The organism is Methylobacterium sp. CM6257, from assembly GCF_054611515.1.
The window spans coordinates 6862421-6876947 of sequence record NZ_CM137735.1 but is presented as its reverse complement, the minus strand read 5'-3'; the positions used below and the strand labels follow the sequence as shown (position 1 = coordinate 6876947).

The following is a 14527-nucleotide window of genomic DNA, read 5'->3' as shown; positions in this document are numbered from 1 at the left end:
GAGGGTCCCAGGGAGGCATGGGAGTCGAGCTTCACGTCGATGCCGCCGGCCGTATCAGGAGGCCGGCTTGTCGAGATAGGCGGCCACGCTGGTGATCCGGCTTCCGACCATCGTGACCGCCTTGCGCAGCTGTTGCTCGCTGACCCCGAAACGCTGCGCCCACGCCTCACGCGTGGCGCGATCGTAGATGTCGATATGCGTCTTGCCTCTGGAGTCGATCGACATGCTCTGCCTGCCTGAAATCTCGATGCGCCGCGGCCCCGCCCGGCTGTCTGGAGAGACAACCGGATCTCACCGAGTTCGGTTGCCACCCCGCGAGGGCGTGGGCAGCCGCCATCCGCGGACGATCAGTGCGCCGTCGGCGCGGGCTGCGGGACCAGGTCGAGCAGCGCCTCGGGCTGCTCCACCTCCCGCGGGACCCGGGCCGCCACGAAGGCGGTCAGCAGCGGCACGAGCAGCGCCGTGACCACCACGCTCGCCGCCACCAGCACGGTGGCGGGGCCGGCCGCCTCCGCGTAGGCCGGGTTGGCGGCCGCGATGATCGCCGGCACGGCAGCGGCATTGCCCGCCGTGGAGGCGGCGGCGACTCCGGCGACGCCGTTGCCGCCGGTGAGCCGGTCCGCGACGAACAGGACCGCACCCGTGACCGCGACCACGGCGGCCCCCAGCCCGATCCCGAGAAGGCCCGCCTGCCAGATCTTGGCGAGATCGAGCCCGAAGCCGAGCGCGAAGGCGAAGAACGGGATCATCACCGGCGCGGCGCCCGACAGGAAGGCGCGCATGTCGCGGTCGAGGTTGCCCAGCACCATGCCGATCAGCAGCGGTAGGATGCTGCCCACCAGCGTGGGCCACGGGAAGGCCGACAGGCCCGCCAGCCCCAGCGTCACCATGGTCAGGAACGGGCCGGATTCGAGGCTCATGATCGCGTAGGCGCCCGCATCCTTCGGGCGGCCGAACTGGCCCATGAGGGCGAGGTAGAGCCCGCCGTTGGTGTCGTTCATGGCGGCGACGATCGCCAGGGTGGAGAGCCCCGCGAAGGCCCCGCCGACCACGGGCGACTCACCGAGGACGTGGCCGAACACCACGCCCATGATGGCCGCGACCCCGACCTTGGCGGCCAGAAGGACGCCGCCCTTGCGGGCGATGGCCGGGGTGGCGCGGAAATCGATGCCTGCGCCCATGCAGACGAAGAACACCGCCAGGATCGGCAGCGCGCCGTTGAACAGCGCGCCGGTGAACGAGCCGAAGAAGGTCGCGGTGTTGGGGAAGAGCGTGTGGAGGATCGCGCCGAGGAACAGCGGCACCACCATCAGGCCGCCGGGGACGCGCTCCAGCGAACGCTTGATCGGAATCTGCATGGGTCGTCCTCTGGTGTCGCCCCTGTCCCGAGCCTGACACCCGCCGTCCCCCCGGGCGCCTGCTACAACCTTTCGACAAGTGGGCGCAATACTGGGCTGCAGCCGCCAACTTGTTGACAAGGCGGCGCCTTCATCGCTGACTTCGCTGAGCACGCACGGAGTCGGTCTCGGATGTCGTCAACCCTGCCATGCTCAGGGGAGGCCGCTGGCCTGGAGGGAGGCGTGCCGGCCCCGGCGAGGCCGGCGGCCCTGGCCGACGGCATCTATCAGGCGATCCTCACGGGCATCGCGAACGGACTCTACGGCCCCAACGCGCGCCTGCCCAGCGAGCACGACCTTGCGGCCCGCTTTCAGGTCTCGCGCCCGGTGGTGCGGTCGGCGCTCGACCGTCTGCGCCGCGAGGGGGTGATCGTGTCGCGGCAGGGGGCCGGCAGCTTCGTCCGGCCGCGCGAGGCGAGCCGGGCTCTGGGCTTCGCGCCCGTGGAGAGCATCGCCGACATCCAGCGCTGCTACGAGTTCCGCCTGACCATCGAACCGGAAGCGGCCTTCCACGCGGCGGCCCGCCGCGACACGGCGGCCCTCGGCCGGATCGAGGCCGCGCTCGATCTGCTCGGCGTCGCCACTCGCCAGGAGCAGCACCGGGACGACGCGGATTTCGCCTTCCACCACGCGATCGCGGCCGCCTCGAACAACCACTACTACGCGGCCTCGATGCAGGCGCTGCGAGCGCATATCGCGGTGGGCATGAGGATCCACGGCCTCGCCCTGCTCGGCCCGGATTCCGGCCTGCACACGGTCTTGGAGGAGCATCGCGGGATCTTCACGGCGATCCGCGACCGGGACGCCGAAGGGGCCCGCGCCCGGATGGCCGCGCATATCCGCGGTTCCCGGGACCGTCTGTTCGAGGGACGGCTCCTCGATCTGTCGCTGGAAACCGGACCAACGGCGCAACGTGCTTGATCGCGGGACCGCATCGTCGGTATGGGCTCTGATAACTTTACAACAAGTTCCGGATCAGAACCGGGTAGCGCTCCCATCACCCTGCTGCCATGACCCGCCTGCGCCTCATCGCCGACGACCTGACCGGCACCCTCGACACGGCGGCCGGCTTCACCGGCCTGTGCGGGCCGATCCCGGTGATGTGGCCGGAGATCCTGCCGGAAGGTGCGTCCGGGTCCCTGGCGATCGATTCCGGGACCCGCGAGCGCAGCGCGGACGCGGCGGCCCGGATCGTCGGGGATCTGGCCCCGCGCCTCGACGGGGCCGACATCGCCTTCAAGAAGGTCGACAGCCTGCTGCGCGGTCCCTGGGCGGCGGAACTCGCTTCGGTGATCCGGGCCGGCGGCTGGGAACGCTGCATCGTCGCGCCAGCCTTCCCCTACCAGGGTCGCCGCACGGAGGATGGGCGCCAGCTCGCCCGGCGCGACGGTGGCTGGCCCCCCGTCTCCGGCGACATTGCCGAGTCGCTGCGGGCGGCGGGGCTGCCGGCGCGCCGGGCCTCGGTCGCCGACGGTCCCGTGACGGGGGTCGCGGTCTACGATGCGTCCAGCGACGACGACCTCGGCCGCATCGCGGCACTCGGCGGCGACGGGCCGGTGTTGTGGTGCGGCAGCGGCGGCCTGGCGGCGGCCCTGGCGCGGAGCGTGGATGCACCGAGCGACGATCGGCTCGCCGGTCCGGTGCTCGGCCTGTTCGGCTCCGACCGGCCCGAAACCGCTTCCCAGCTCGCGGCCTGCGGCCGGCACAGCTTGGTCCTGCCCTCTCACGAGGGCGACCATGCGGCATCCATCGCGGAACGCCTCGAACGCGACGGCGTCGTGCTGGCGAGCCTCGCCCTGCCGGACGGCACCGCCCGAGAGGCCGCGGCGGACCAGATCGCAAGGACCTTCGCGGGCGTGGTCGGCCGCATCGCCAAGCCCGGCACGCTGCTGGTGGCCGGCGGCGAGACCCTGAAGGCGCTCTGCCTCGCACTCTCGGTCGAGCGCCTCGACGTCACCGGCCAGATCATCCCCGGCCTGCCCCGCTCGACCCTGCGGGGCGGCCGCTGGGACGGGCTCGCGGTGATCTCGAAATCCGGCGCCTTTGGAACGGACGGCGTCTGGCGCGATCTACTTCAACGCAATGGTTTGACGCCCGACAGGAGCGATCCGTGACCCCACATCTGGCCATCACCATGGGCGATCCCGCCGGCATCGGCCCGGAGATCATCGTCAAGGCCGCCGCCCGGCTGAAGGACCGGATCGCCGCCGGGACCTTGCGCCTCATGGTCATCGGCAGCGCCCCGGCCCTGCACCGCGCCGAGGAGGCGCTCGGCCTTCTCCCTGAGCGGATCCCCGAGGTCTCGGAGGACGGCGACTGGCCGGCCCTCTGCTGCCTCCAGGCGGATGCGGAGGGTGCGCCGATCGAGCCAGGCCGGCTCTCCGCCGATGGCGGGCGCTTCGCCTACAAGGCGATCGAGGCCGGGGTGCGCCTCGCGATGGCGGGCCGGATCGGCGGCATCGTCACGGCACCGCTCAACAAGGAGGCCCTGAACAAGGCCGGCTACCACTATGCCGGCCACACCGAGATGCTGGCGGAGCTGACCGGCGTGCGCGGCTCGGTGATGATGCTCGCCCACGGCAACATGCGGGTCTCGCACGTCACCACCCACGTGGCCCTGGAGGACGTGCCGAAGCGCCTGACCCCGGAGCGCCTGCGCCTGGTCATCGATCTCACCGACAAGGCCCTGAAGGGCCTGGGCCTCGCCAAGCCGAAGATCGCGGTCGCCGCGCTCAATCCCCATGCCGGCGAGGGCGGCCTGTTCGGGCGCCAGGACATCGATGTCAGCACCCCGGTGATCGAGAAGGCCAACGCGGATGGGCTCGACATCCACGGGCCCGTGCCGGGCGACACGGTGTTCGTGAAGCTGCGCGCCGGCCAGTACGATGCGGTCGTCGCCATGTATCACGACCAGGGGCACATCCCTGTGAAGCTGCTCGGCTTCGAGATCGACCCGGCCACCGGCAAGTGGATGGACCTCTCGGGCGTGAACATCACCCTGGGGCTGCCGATCATCCGCACCTCGGTCGATCACGGCACCGCCTTCGACATCGCCGGCAAGGGCATCGCCAACGAGCGCAGCCTGATCGAGGCGATCGAGTTCGCCGAGCGGCTCGCCGCCAACCGCCAGGCCGCGTGAGGATCCGGACAGCCTGGAAGCGGCTGTCCAATCCATCCTCCCCGCCCTGAGGTTCCTGCTTGGAGGCCTGTCTGGCTGGCGCCCCGAAATGACAGGGCGGCACATCGACCTCACCGCGCCCTGTTTCACGTGAAACAAATCAGGAACGTACGCCGCCTAGCGCGCCTCGGCCCGGGGCTCCTCCCCCACCGCCTCACAGGCGAAGGGCGAGGGCGGCGCCTCGACGCCGCGCCAGCGGGCATAAGTCCAGGGGCGGTGCCAGGCCGCCCTCTCCGGCAGTCGCTCCGGCACGAGGTCGATGCCGTGGGTGCCGAACGGTCCGCAGCGGCAGATCCGAGCGAAGCCCATCCAGCCGCCCGCCCAGAGCCCATGCCGGGCGATGGCGGTGTCGGTGTACGCGGAACAGCTCGGCCAATGCCGGCACTGGCGGCCGATCAGGCCCGATAGGGTGAGCTGATAGGTGCGGATCGCCCAGTGGGCGGCGCGCCGAATCATCGGCTCAGGCAGCAGCCTGCCGCTTGGCGGCGATCTGGTCGAGGGCGTCCACCACCGCGTCGAAGGTCAGAAGCGTGGAGGCGTGACGCGCCTTGAACTCTCGCACCGGCTCCAGCACCGCGAGGTCCGCCCAGGTGCCGTCGGGCGCCGGGCCGTTCTCCTTGAGCATCGCCCGCATGGTCTCGCGGACACCGCGCAGCTCCTCTTCCGTAGCCCCGACGACGTGCCGCCCCATGAGCGACGAGGAGGCCTGGCCGAGGGCGCAGGCCCGAACTTCGTGGGCGAAATCGGCCACCCGGCCGTCCGCACCGAGGACGAGATCGACCGTCACGGTGGAGCCGCACAGGCGCGAATGCGCGGTGGCGCTGGCATCCGGCTTTTCCAGGCGGCCAAGCCGCGGGATATCAGCGGCGAGTTCGAGGATACGGCGGTTGTAGATGTCGTCGAGCATCGGGTCCTCGGCCGGGAGCGCGAATCCCATCGGGAATCTGCCGCGCGGCTCGCGCATTGCGCGTTGCCCCGCGAACGATGATATAGGCCCCCTAGGGCCGCTTCGCGAGGAGGCGGGCCGTCGACCAGGGTCGCGCCCACGGCCAAGGTGGTTCCGAAGGCTCTAGTCCACCCGGGGCGCCGGCTTGAAACCTTTTCGAGCCCGGGATCTTCCCTCCAAAGCCCGACGCGATCCGACGATGTATGCCAAGCCCGACAGCACCCCGATGAAGTCCCGCATGGCGCGGGCCGGAGATGCCATGGATGCCGCGCTCAAATCCCTCTCTTACCAGAGTGACGGCCAGGGTTTCGACCGGAACGGTCTCGACGGGCAAGGTCTGACAGGTATGCGCAATGACAATCGGCCGGTGGATGACGGCCGTTCCGTAGAGATCGCGCCGGAGCCGGCGTCCGCCACCCGCGTCCCCGAGGGCATCGAGACCGGCCGCCCGAGCCGCGCCGAGGCCGAGGCGGCCGTCCGCACGCTCCTGCGCTGGGCCGGCGACGATCCGACCCGCGAGGGTCTGCGCGACACCCCGGCCCGGGTCACCAAGGCCTACGAGCAGCTGTTCGGCGGTTACGGCGTGAATGCCGAGAAGCTGCTGGAGCGCGTCTTCGAGGAGGTCGAGGGCTACTCGGACATCGTGCTGGTGCGCGACATCCCGTTCCACTCCCATTGCGAGCACCACATGGTGCCGTTCATGGGGCTGGCCCACATCGCCTATTACCCCACCCGGGGCGTGGTCGGTCTCTCGAAGCTCGCCCGCGTGGTCGACACCTTCGCCCGCCGCCTGCAGACGCAGGAGACCATGACCGCCCAGATCGCCGACGTGATCGAGAGCATCCTCAAGCCTCGTGGCGTCGCCGTGATGGTGGAGGCCGAGCACCTCTGCATGGCGATGCGCGGCGTGCAGAAGGCCGGCGTCTCGACCATCACCAGCCAGTTCCGCGGGGTGTTCAAGGACAACGCCAACGAGCAGGTCCGCTTCCTGACGCTCGTGCGCGGCGGCGCCAAGTAGCCTATCGCCAAGTAGCCTATACGGCCCGCGAACCAGAGGTCCCGACGTCCGCGCCATGACCGCGAGCGACAGCGCTTTCGATCTCCCCGGCACCCGCGCCGAGGTCGAGGAGGGCACGGCCTTCACGCCGCGCTTCGACCGGGACGGACTGATCACCTGCATCGCGGTCGACGCGCAGGACGGGCGCGTGCTGATGCTCGCCCACATGAACGCCGAATCGCTGGCGCGCACCATCGAGACCGGCGAGGCCTGGTACTGGTCGCGCTCGCGCCGGGAGCTCTGGCACAAGGGCGCCACCAGCGGGCAGATTCAGCGCGTCGTCGAGATGCGGGTCGATTGCGATCAGGACGCGCTTCTGATCCGCGTCGAGGTCGGCGGCGACGGCGGCTGCTGCCATACTGGCCGGCGGGACTGCTTCTACCGCAGCGTCGTCCGGGAGGCGGACGGCCGGGTCGTCCTGAAGGCCGCCGGGCAATGAGCCGCCCTCTTGCCACCCGGTGGCAAGACGAGTCCGCCGAGCCCCGTTTCCTCCCCGGCACCGTCGAGCCGGTCCGGCCGCCACCCAGCGCCGGGCCGCGGGTCGGGCTCGCTTTAGGCGGCGGATCGGCCCGGGGATGGGCCCATATCGGGGTGATCCGGGCGCTGGAAGAGGCCGGCATCCATCCGACCGTGGTGGCGGACTGCTCCATCGGCGCGGTGGTGGGGGCGTGCTACGCGGCCGGCCGCCTCGACCGGCTCGAAGCCTTCGCGCGGGCGCTGACCCGGCGCCGGGTCGTGGGGCTCATCGACCCGCGGCTGCCGGGCTCCGGCCTGATCGCCGGCAATCGCCTGCGCCAGCGGCTGGTCGCGGATCTCGGTGAGCGCCGGATCGAGACCCTGCCCATCCGCTTCGGCTGCGTCGCCACGGAATACGGCAGCGGCCAGGAGGTGAACCTCACGGAGGGGCCAGCGGTGGAGGCGGTGCGCGCCTCCTACGCGATCCCCGGCCTGTTCCCCCCGGTGGCCCACGCGGGGCGCGTGCTGATGGACGGGACGCTGGTCAACCCGGTGCCGGTGGCCCTCGCGAGGGCCCTCGGGGCCGATCTGGTGATCTGCGTGAACCTCAACGGCGACACCGGCGGCCCGGTGGTGCACGAGGTGCCGGAGCCGGCCCCGCGCCGAAGCTTCCTCCGGATGATGCGCGGGCGCCTGGCGGGCTTCGACCGGACCGAGTCCGAGATCCCGGTGCCCGGCATCGCCCGGGTTGTACTCGGCGCCTTCAACATCACCCAGGACCGGATCTCCCGGGCGCGGCTGGAGCGGGACCCGCCGGACGTGGCCATCGGCCCGGACGTTGCCGGCTTCGGCCTGTTCGACTTCCATCGCGCTGCCGAGGGCATCGCCCTCGGGCATCGGGCCGCCCGGGCCGCCCTGCCCCGGATCCGGACCGTGCTGGAGGGTGCCGCGGCGCGAGCATAGGAGCGTCATCCGGTTGTCGCGGCCGCCTGCCATGGGCGCCCGGCACGCAAGAGGGCTTCCAATGTCTGCGAATCGCCGCCAGATCCTGCTCTCCGGAGGCGCTGGCCTCGTCGGGCTGGTCTCCGGCCTCGGGCGCCCCGGCCTGAGCCGGGCCGCCGACCGGCCGGTCCTGACCCACGGGCTTCAATCAGGCGACGTCGGCACCGACTCGGCGGTGGTCTGGGCGCGCTCCGACCGGCCCGCCCGGGCGATCATCGAGTGGGCCACCACCGAGAGCTTTTCCGAGATCCGCGGCGGCGTCTTCGCCGACGCACTCCCTGAGACCGACGGCACCGTGAAGGTGGCGCTCACCGGGTTGCCGGCGGGCCAGGACGTGTTCTACCGGGTCCGTCTCCAGGACATCGCCGCGCCGACGATCCTCGGCCAGGGGCAGGTCGGGCGGTTCCGCACCGCGCCGGCAGACCGACGCGCGGTCTCGTTCTGCTGGTCCGGCGACACGGCCGGCCAGGGCTGGGGCATCGACGAGGCCCGCGGCGGCATGACGATCTATTCCGCCATCCTGAAGAACCGGCCTGACTTCTTCATCCATTCCGGCGACACGATCTACGCCGACGGGCCGATCCAGTCCGAGGTGAAGCTCCCGGACGGCAGCCTGTGGCGCAACCGGGTGACCGAGGCGGTCTCCAAGCCAGCCGAGACCCTCGCGGAGTTCCGGGGCCGCCACAAGTACAACCTCACCGACCGGAACGTGCTGGCGATGAACGCCGCCGTGCCGATCCTGGCGCAGTGGGACGACCATGAGGTCACCAACAACTGGTGGCCGGGCGAGCCCCTCACCCGGGCCGAGCACCTGAAGAAGAAATACGCCGATCCGAACGTGCTGGCGCTGCAGCTGCGCGCGGCCCGCGCCTTCCACGAGTACATGCCGATGCGCTTCGAGCCGGCCGAGCCCGGCCGCGTCTACCGCAAGATATCCTACGGCCCCCTCGTCGACGTGTTCATGCTCGACATGCGCTCCTACCGGGGCCCGAACGGCGAGAACCGGCAGACGGAATACGGGCCCGACGCCTACTTCCTGGGGCCGAAGCAGCTCGCCTGGCTGAAACAGGCGCTGCTCGATTCGCGCGCCACCTGGAAGGTGATCGCCGCCGACATGCCGCTCGGCCTCGTGGTGACCTACGACGTCGACCGCAATTTCGGCTCGGAGGCGGTGGCGCAGGGGGACGGACCGCCCCTCGGGCGCGAGCTGGAGATCGCCGACCTGCTGCGCTTCATCAAGAGCGCCGGCATCCGCAACACGGTCTGGCTGACGGCCGACGTGCACTACACGGCCGCGCACTACTACGACCCCAACAAGGCGCAGTTCCAGGACTTCGACCCGTTCTGGGAATTCGTCTCCGGGCCGCTACATGCCGGGACCTTCGGGCCGAACACGCTCGACAACACGTTCGGGCCGCAGCTGCGCTTCGTGAAGGTGCCCGACAAGGGCCAGGTGAACCTGTCGCCGGCGGCGGGCTACCAGTTCTTCGGCCACGTGGCGGTCGATGGCGCCACCGAGCAGATGACCGTGACCCTCAAGGACGCGGCCGATGCCGATCTCTGGCACGTCACGCTGGATCCCGCGAAGGCGTGAGCGCGGGCGGCGCATCAGATCCGATCTGCAGCGCGTCATCGACGTCGGGCGCGACGCACCTCCCCTCTCCCGAGCGGGAGAGAGTCGAGGCGAGAGCGGAGAGCTGTCCGGATAAGGCACACCCTAAAGAGGAGACCCGCGCTCCGCTTGGTCCAACGGAGATCACGTCCAGGCCTGGAGCCCATGCCGCCCGAAACCTTCGTGGGACGGCCGCCGCTTCCGGCCGCCCGCCCCGATCGGCGCCCCTACGCCGTGGTGATGTAGTCGCGCAGCGCTTGGTGCTCCGCCTCGACGGTGGCGATCTTGCGCGCCACGACGTCGCCGATCGAGACCAGGCCGATCAGGCGCCCGTCCTCGCAGACCGGCACGTGGCGGAAGCGGCCGTCGGTCATCAGCGCCATGACCTCCTCGATCGTCGCGCTCTTGCTGCAGGTGGTGACCTCGGTGGTCATGTGCGCGGAGACCGGCGCGTCGAAAGTCGAGCCCCCGAGCCGGGCGAGCGCCCGCATGATGTCACGCTCGGAGATGATGCCGGCCACGGATCCGTCGGCATGGGCCACCACGAGGGCGCCGATCCGCTTGTCGGCGAGGATCTGGATCACCTCCTCGAGAGTCTTGTCGGGGCTCACGGTCACGACGGAGCTGCCCTTCTCGGCGAGGATGCGTGCGACGTTCATTGGGTCTCTCCCTTGACGCGGCTGGTGCGCCATCAGCCCGCGGCGCCCCCGTTGCGCTGCCGTCCGGGTGGGCCCCGGCTCGTTTACATTGTGGCGAGTGTGTGTCTGAACCGGCGTGTTGGCAAGGTGCTCAGAGCCGGCCCGTCTGCCGCGGGTCGAGGAGAGGGAAGAGCAGGAAACCCACGACGAAGCCGCCCAGATGCGCGTCCCAGGCGATGGCCGCGTTCTCGCCCACCAGGGGCATGCTGACCAGGCCGAAGAGCAGGTTGGTCAGGAGCCAGATCACCAGAAAGGAGACCGCCGTCCTGTTGCGCAGGAGCTCGGGAATGGTCTCGACCGGCCGGTGCGGCGGCAATTGCCAGGGCGCCCCGCCGTAGCCGGAGACCGGGGGCTGGAACACGAAGCGGGCTGCGGCGGCCATCAGGGCCGAGATCCCCGCCGAGGCGCCGACCAGCGGCCCCGCGCTCAGGGGATCGATCAGCACGTGGAGCAGACCGCCCGCCGCCGTGCCGGCGAGCGCGATGATCCCGTAGCGCCAGGGTCCGCAGCGGCGCGCCACCGGCGAGCCGAAGGCGGCGAGCCACACGCTGTTGAAGATCACGTGCATCCACGAGCCGTGGAGCAGGGCGTAGGTGACCAGCGTCCAGGGCTGGAGCGCGTGCTCGCCCACGATGTAGCGGGCGAAGGCCTCACGCGCGGCTTCCAGGCTGGGATCTCCCGTGTCCGCGGCCGCGCGGATCACCTCGGAGGCCTTGCCGGGATCGAGCCACACGGACCAGCGGGCCGGTACCAGCGCGAGGTCAAGGACGAGCCGGATGTCCCAGGTGTCCGGCAGCAGGAACTCGCGCAAAGCCTGGATCGCCAGAAGCAGGCCGATCGAGAGCGTCACCACCCCCGGCATGTTGAACACGGGCACGCGGCTCTGCCGCGGGAATTCGGGGGAGGCATCCATCGCGGCACCATGTCGGGACCGTGGGCGGATGGGCAAGCCCCGGCGACGTATTGAAGCTCGCCGGGCGATACGGCGCGGTCGGCCGCGTCGACTTGAATTCGGGCAGCCCGGCCCGAGCGGTTGTAAAATCCTGCCGCTTCACGCAGGTCTCCCGCCACGGTTGCGCGGCGGGTCGGCGATTCGGCTCCGAGCGTCGCCGGGACAGGCCCGCGACCCGCCGCCGAGGCGGTGTCCCGGGCCGCACGGCACGGCCCGTGCGCTCCGACACGGTGAGCGCCCGGTTCGGCCGGCCACAGCCACGCGGATGTGCCAGAACGAGCCAGGGATGAACCACAGGCGTTTAGAGTCGGTACACCGATGAAGCATCCCACGAGCCGCATGCTCCACACCTACTGGGAGCGCCTGCGCGGAGAGCGCGCGGCGCCGGAACGCGCCGAGATCGAGCCGGGCGAGATCCGGCACCTCCTCGCCGACAGCCTGATCCTGGAACTCGACATGGCCGCGCGTTCGGCGACCATCCGGCTCGCGGGCACGCGGGTCTGCGCCCTCTACGGCCGGGAGCTGAAGGGGGAACCCTTCGCCCGGCTCTGGGGCTCGCAGGCGCCGGACCCCTGGCGGATCGTCGAGATCGTCGCCAACGACACCCTCGGCGTTGTGGCGGGCCTGCGCGGCACCAACGCCGCCGGCGAGGCGGCCGACCTCGAGCTCCTGCTCCTCCCGCTGCGCCATCGCGGCCGCACGCAGGTCCGGGCGCTCGGCACCCTGAGCCTCGAGGGCACCCCGCACTGGATCGGCCTGCGCCCGCTGGTGGACGCCGAGACGACCTCCCTGCGCATCCTCCCCAGCCGCCGGCCTGACGCTGTCCCGCCGCCGCGGCCGGCCGCCCGCGCGAGTGCCGGCTACCCAGGGCCGGTGCGTCGCGGCCATCTCCTCGTCCACGCCGGCGGCCGGGCCTGAGCCCTTCGACCGCCCGGCACGGCCCGAATTTCACGCAGCCGATTCATTTTCCCGGAACCACGAAGACTTGCGCAGCTCGTCGGCTGCGCCGTCAGATGCTTGAGTCGACTGACAAACCGTCCACACGGCCGATACAGCCGCGGCCGGGACAAGGGTTTCGTAACGGTCCAAGGTTAGTCTGCGGGCTCGATTGTCGCGGCGCAGGGCCAATCTCGGGATGATCGCGGTCGACGCCACCGCCAGAACAGAACTCCGCGGGGTGACCGAGCATGGGCGCGGCGCCGCCGATGAGCGCCGCCACCAGCGCGTCCGGGTCGCCGTGCTGGGGCGCTACATGCTGTCCGACCGGCGTGAATATCCCTGCCAGACCTTGGATATGTCGCCCGGCGGCGTGCGGCTGACCTGCGCGGTGCAGGGGGAGGTCGGCGAGCGCGTGGTGCTCTACCTGGAGCATATCGGCCGGATCGAGGGCGTCATCGCCCGCCTGTGCAAGGGCGGCTTCGCGGTCCAGCTCAACGCCACCCCGCGCAAGCGCGACAAGCTCGCCTCGCAGCTCACATGGCTCGCCAACCGGGAGATCCTGGGCCTGCCCGAGGGGCGCTCGCACGAGCGTCTCGTCCCGACCCAGACCGCGGTGGTCCTGCGGCTCGATGGCGGACGCGAGATCCGGGCGCGGCTCATCGACATCTCGATGTCGGGCGTCGCGATCTCCTGCCCGGTGGCGCTGCCGCTCGGCGCCGCCGTGACGGTGGGCAGCACCCCGGGGCGGCTGGTCCGCTACTTCGAGGGGGGCTTCGGCGTGCAGTTCCTGCTGCCGCTCTCCCCCGACCGCTTCCATGCCGGGATGACGCTCTAGAGCCGTTCCCGATCGCGTTGCAATCGGAAGCGGCTCTCAGGTCTTGATCTGACGCGCTCGCCTGCGCCGAACCGGCGTCCACTTCGGCGACGAGCGCTCGGGAGCCGCCCGGCTGTCCTCAGATCTTCTTGGCGAGCTGCGCCGCGGTGTCGGCGGCCGGGCGCGAGAGATCCAGGGCTCCGAGGAACCGGTTCTGGGCATCCATCACGTACACGATGGCGGTGTGCTCCATCGTGTAGTCCCCGTCCTTGCCGGGGACCTTGCGGGCGTAGGCGCGATACGCCTTCTCGGTGGCAGCAACCTGCTCGAGGCTGCCGGTGAGCCCGGTGATGCGCGGGTCGAAGCTCGACAGGTAGGTCTTCAGGCTCGCCGGGTCGTCGCGCTCCGGATCGACCGTGATGAAGGCGACGCGCATGTGCTCGGCCTTCGGGCCGAGGGCGGCGAGCACGTCCGAGACCTGCTGCAGCGTCGTCGGGCACACGTCCGGGCAGTGCGTGAAGCCGAAGAACACGAGGTGCGTGGCCCCGGCGAAGTCGCGCTCGGTGACCGTGCGCCCGTCCTGATCGACCAGCGTGAACGGTCCGCCGACGCCGGGCACCCCCACCGGCGCCTTCTCGGGCAGGAACGCGAACACCGCCGCCCCGGTGATGCCGACGAGGCCGAGGCAGAAGGCGAGGAGCGGGATCAGGGCGCGGCGCATGTGACGGGTTCCGACCTCCGGGTGGAGGTTGGCACAGCACGGAACCGCGCGCCGAGGCAAGCCGGCCCGGTGCCGCTCTTCGGATCCGTCAGGGCTTCTGCGCCGGCTCGCCCGCGGGGCTGGCGGGGGCTGCGCCCTTCGGCGGCTCCTTGCCGAGGTAGACGTATTCCGGGGCGGCCCGCAGCTGGTCCTTGGTCGTGTCGATGCGCGCCTGGAGCGTCTTGCCGTCGGCGCGGTCGAGCTTCAGCACGGAGGGATCGACGGCCACGTATTTCGAGCCGAGCCCCAGGAAGCCGCCGACCCCGATGATCCAGGCCTTCACGGCCCCCTTCTGATCGAGGACGAAATCGGCGATCTGACCGATGGTCTCGTTGGCCCCGTTGGTCACGCTCGTCCCGATCAGCCTGCTGGCGACCATGTCGTCGGGGGTCTGGGCCACGAAGGTCGGGCGCAGACTGTCGGCCATCGTGGCTGGCTGCCCGGGCACCGGGGTCGCGGCGGAGCCCTTATCCGAGTTCGCGCCGGCATTCTGCGCCGAGGCAGTGGCGAGGCCGGCCAGCAGGAGGGCCGAGGCGAGGAGCGGGAGACGCATCGGAGCAGGTCTTTCGGACGGAGGCCGCGAACGAAGGTGGCGCCGCCATAAGGCTCCGGCGGAGCTTAAGTTCCGTGGCCTTCGCCGGCTCTCGGGAAACGGCGCGGCTGTTTGCCGGCTGCGCATCGCCGGATCGGCGCTTTGACGGCGGGGCGCCGGCGCC

General features: G+C 71.0%; 17 protein-coding genes. 9 read left to right on the top strand and 8 right to left on the bottom strand.

Translation table 11 applies throughout. The features are described from left to right. Window positions 1–54 precede the first annotated feature (54 nt). A complete protein-coding gene (locus tag ACYCO6_RS33540; protein ID WP_459767550.1) occupies window positions 55–225 on the bottom strand; it encodes a DUF3606 domain-containing protein in 171 nt (56 codons plus the stop codon). Between the two features lie 122 nt (window positions 226–347). After that, on the bottom strand, window positions 348–1358 hold the full coding sequence (locus ACYCO6_RS33535) for a 2-keto-3-deoxygluconate permease (RefSeq protein ID WP_459767548.1): 1011 nt from the start codon (window positions 1356–1358) through the stop codon (window positions 348–350). 171 nt (window positions 1359–1529) lie between these two features. On the opposite strand from ACYCO6_RS33535, the gene ACYCO6_RS33530 reads away from it, so the two are divergent. From ACYCO6_RS33530 to pdxA, 3 genes are all read left to right on the top strand, one after another. Beyond that, window positions 1530–2318 (top strand): FadR/GntR family transcriptional regulator, encoded by a 789-nt coding sequence (locus ACYCO6_RS33530; RefSeq protein WP_459767546.1) that lies wholly within the window; start codon window positions 1530–1532, stop codon window positions 2316–2318. Window positions 2319–2407: 89 nt separating this feature from the next. Further along, a complete protein-coding gene (locus tag ACYCO6_RS33525) occupies window positions 2408–3511 on the top strand; it encodes a four-carbon acid sugar kinase family protein (RefSeq protein WP_459767544.1) in 1104 nt (367 codons plus the stop codon). Further along, entirely contained in the window at window positions 3508–4536 is a 1029-nt protein-coding gene (gene pdxA, locus ACYCO6_RS33520) for a 4-hydroxythreonine-4-phosphate dehydrogenase PdxA (protein WP_459767542.1), read from the top strand. The genes ACYCO6_RS33525 and pdxA overlap by 4 nt, the downstream gene beginning before the upstream one ends. Before the next feature lie 156 nt (window positions 4537–4692). On the opposite strand, the gene yidD is transcribed toward pdxA, so the two are convergent. Continuing rightward, window positions 4693–5031 carry a membrane protein insertion efficiency factor YidD gene (gene yidD / locus ACYCO6_RS33515; protein WP_459767539.1) on the bottom strand — a complete coding sequence of 113 codons (339 nt, stop codon included), beginning with the start codon at window positions 5029–5031 and terminating at the stop codon, window positions 4693–4695. A 4-nt stretch (window positions 5032–5035) separates the two neighbouring features. Further along, window positions 5036–5482: an iron-sulfur cluster assembly scaffold protein gene (locus ACYCO6_RS33510; protein ID WP_459773842.1), complete on the bottom strand. Its 447-nt coding sequence runs from the start codon at window positions 5480–5482 to the stop codon at window positions 5036–5038. A 385-nt stretch (window positions 5483–5867) separates the two neighbouring features. Between ACYCO6_RS33510 and folE the strand changes: the two genes are divergently transcribed. The 4 genes from folE (at window position 5868) to ACYCO6_RS33490 (ending at window position 9630) form a co-directional block, all read left to right on the top strand. Beyond that, on the top strand, window positions 5868–6539 hold the full coding sequence (gene folE, locus ACYCO6_RS33505) for a GTP cyclohydrolase I FolE (protein ID WP_459773841.1): 672 nt from the start codon (window positions 5868–5870) through the stop codon (window positions 6537–6539). Between the two features lie 55 nt (window positions 6540–6594). Beyond that, window positions 6595–7017, top strand: a complete 423-nt coding sequence (gene hisI / locus ACYCO6_RS33500; RefSeq protein WP_459767537.1) for a phosphoribosyl-AMP cyclohydrolase — start codon at window positions 6595–6597, stop codon at window positions 7015–7017. Continuing rightward, a complete protein-coding gene (locus tag ACYCO6_RS33495; RefSeq protein WP_459767535.1) occupies window positions 7014–7997 on the top strand; it encodes a patatin-like phospholipase family protein in 984 nt (327 codons plus the stop codon). The genes hisI and ACYCO6_RS33495 overlap by 4 nt, the downstream gene beginning before the upstream one ends. 61 nt (window positions 7998–8058) lie before the next feature. Continuing rightward, complete coding sequence (locus ACYCO6_RS33490; protein ID WP_459767533.1) at window positions 8059–9630, top strand: alkaline phosphatase D family protein; 1572 nt, start codon at window positions 8059–8061, stop codon at window positions 9628–9630. 245 nt (window positions 9631–9875) lie between these two features. On the opposite strand, the gene ACYCO6_RS33485 is transcribed toward ACYCO6_RS33490, so the two are convergent. Together ACYCO6_RS33485 and ACYCO6_RS33480 are read right to left on the bottom strand one after the other, a co-directional pair. After that, the gene (locus tag ACYCO6_RS33485; protein ID WP_459767531.1) at window positions 9876–10307 is read right to left on the bottom strand and encodes a CBS domain-containing protein; all 432 of its coding nucleotides are present in this window, start codon (window positions 10305–10307) and stop codon (window positions 9876–9878) included. A gap of 130 nt (window positions 10308–10437) precedes the next feature. Next, window positions 10438–11259 carry a rhomboid family intramembrane serine protease gene (locus ACYCO6_RS33480; RefSeq protein WP_459767529.1) on the bottom strand — a complete coding sequence of 274 codons (822 nt, stop codon included), beginning with the start codon at window positions 11257–11259 and terminating at the stop codon, window positions 10438–10440. Window positions 11260–11616: 357 nt separating this feature from the next. Between ACYCO6_RS33480 and ACYCO6_RS33475 the strand changes: the two genes are divergently transcribed. Together ACYCO6_RS33475 and ACYCO6_RS33470 are read left to right on the top strand one after the other, a co-directional pair. Beyond that, entirely contained in the window at window positions 11617–12216 is a 600-nt protein-coding gene (locus ACYCO6_RS33475) for a PAS domain-containing protein (protein ID WP_459767527.1), read from the top strand. 217 nt (window positions 12217–12433) lie between these two features. Next, window positions 12434–13072, top strand: a complete 639-nt coding sequence (locus ACYCO6_RS33470; RefSeq protein WP_459767525.1) for a PilZ domain-containing protein — start codon at window positions 12434–12436, stop codon at window positions 13070–13072. Window positions 13073–13190: 118 nt separating this feature from the next. Here the strand turns inward: ACYCO6_RS33470 and ACYCO6_RS33465 are convergent, their stop codons facing one another. Then, window positions 13191–13772, bottom strand: a complete 582-nt coding sequence (locus tag ACYCO6_RS33465; protein ID WP_459767523.1) for an SCO family protein — start codon at window positions 13770–13772, stop codon at window positions 13191–13193. Window positions 13773–13860: 88 nt separating this feature from the next. Next, window positions 13861–14364, bottom strand: coding sequence for a PRC-barrel domain-containing protein (locus ACYCO6_RS33460; protein WP_459767521.1), 504 nt, complete (start codon window positions 14362–14364; stop codon window positions 13861–13863). Window positions 14365–14527 lie beyond the last annotated feature (163 nt).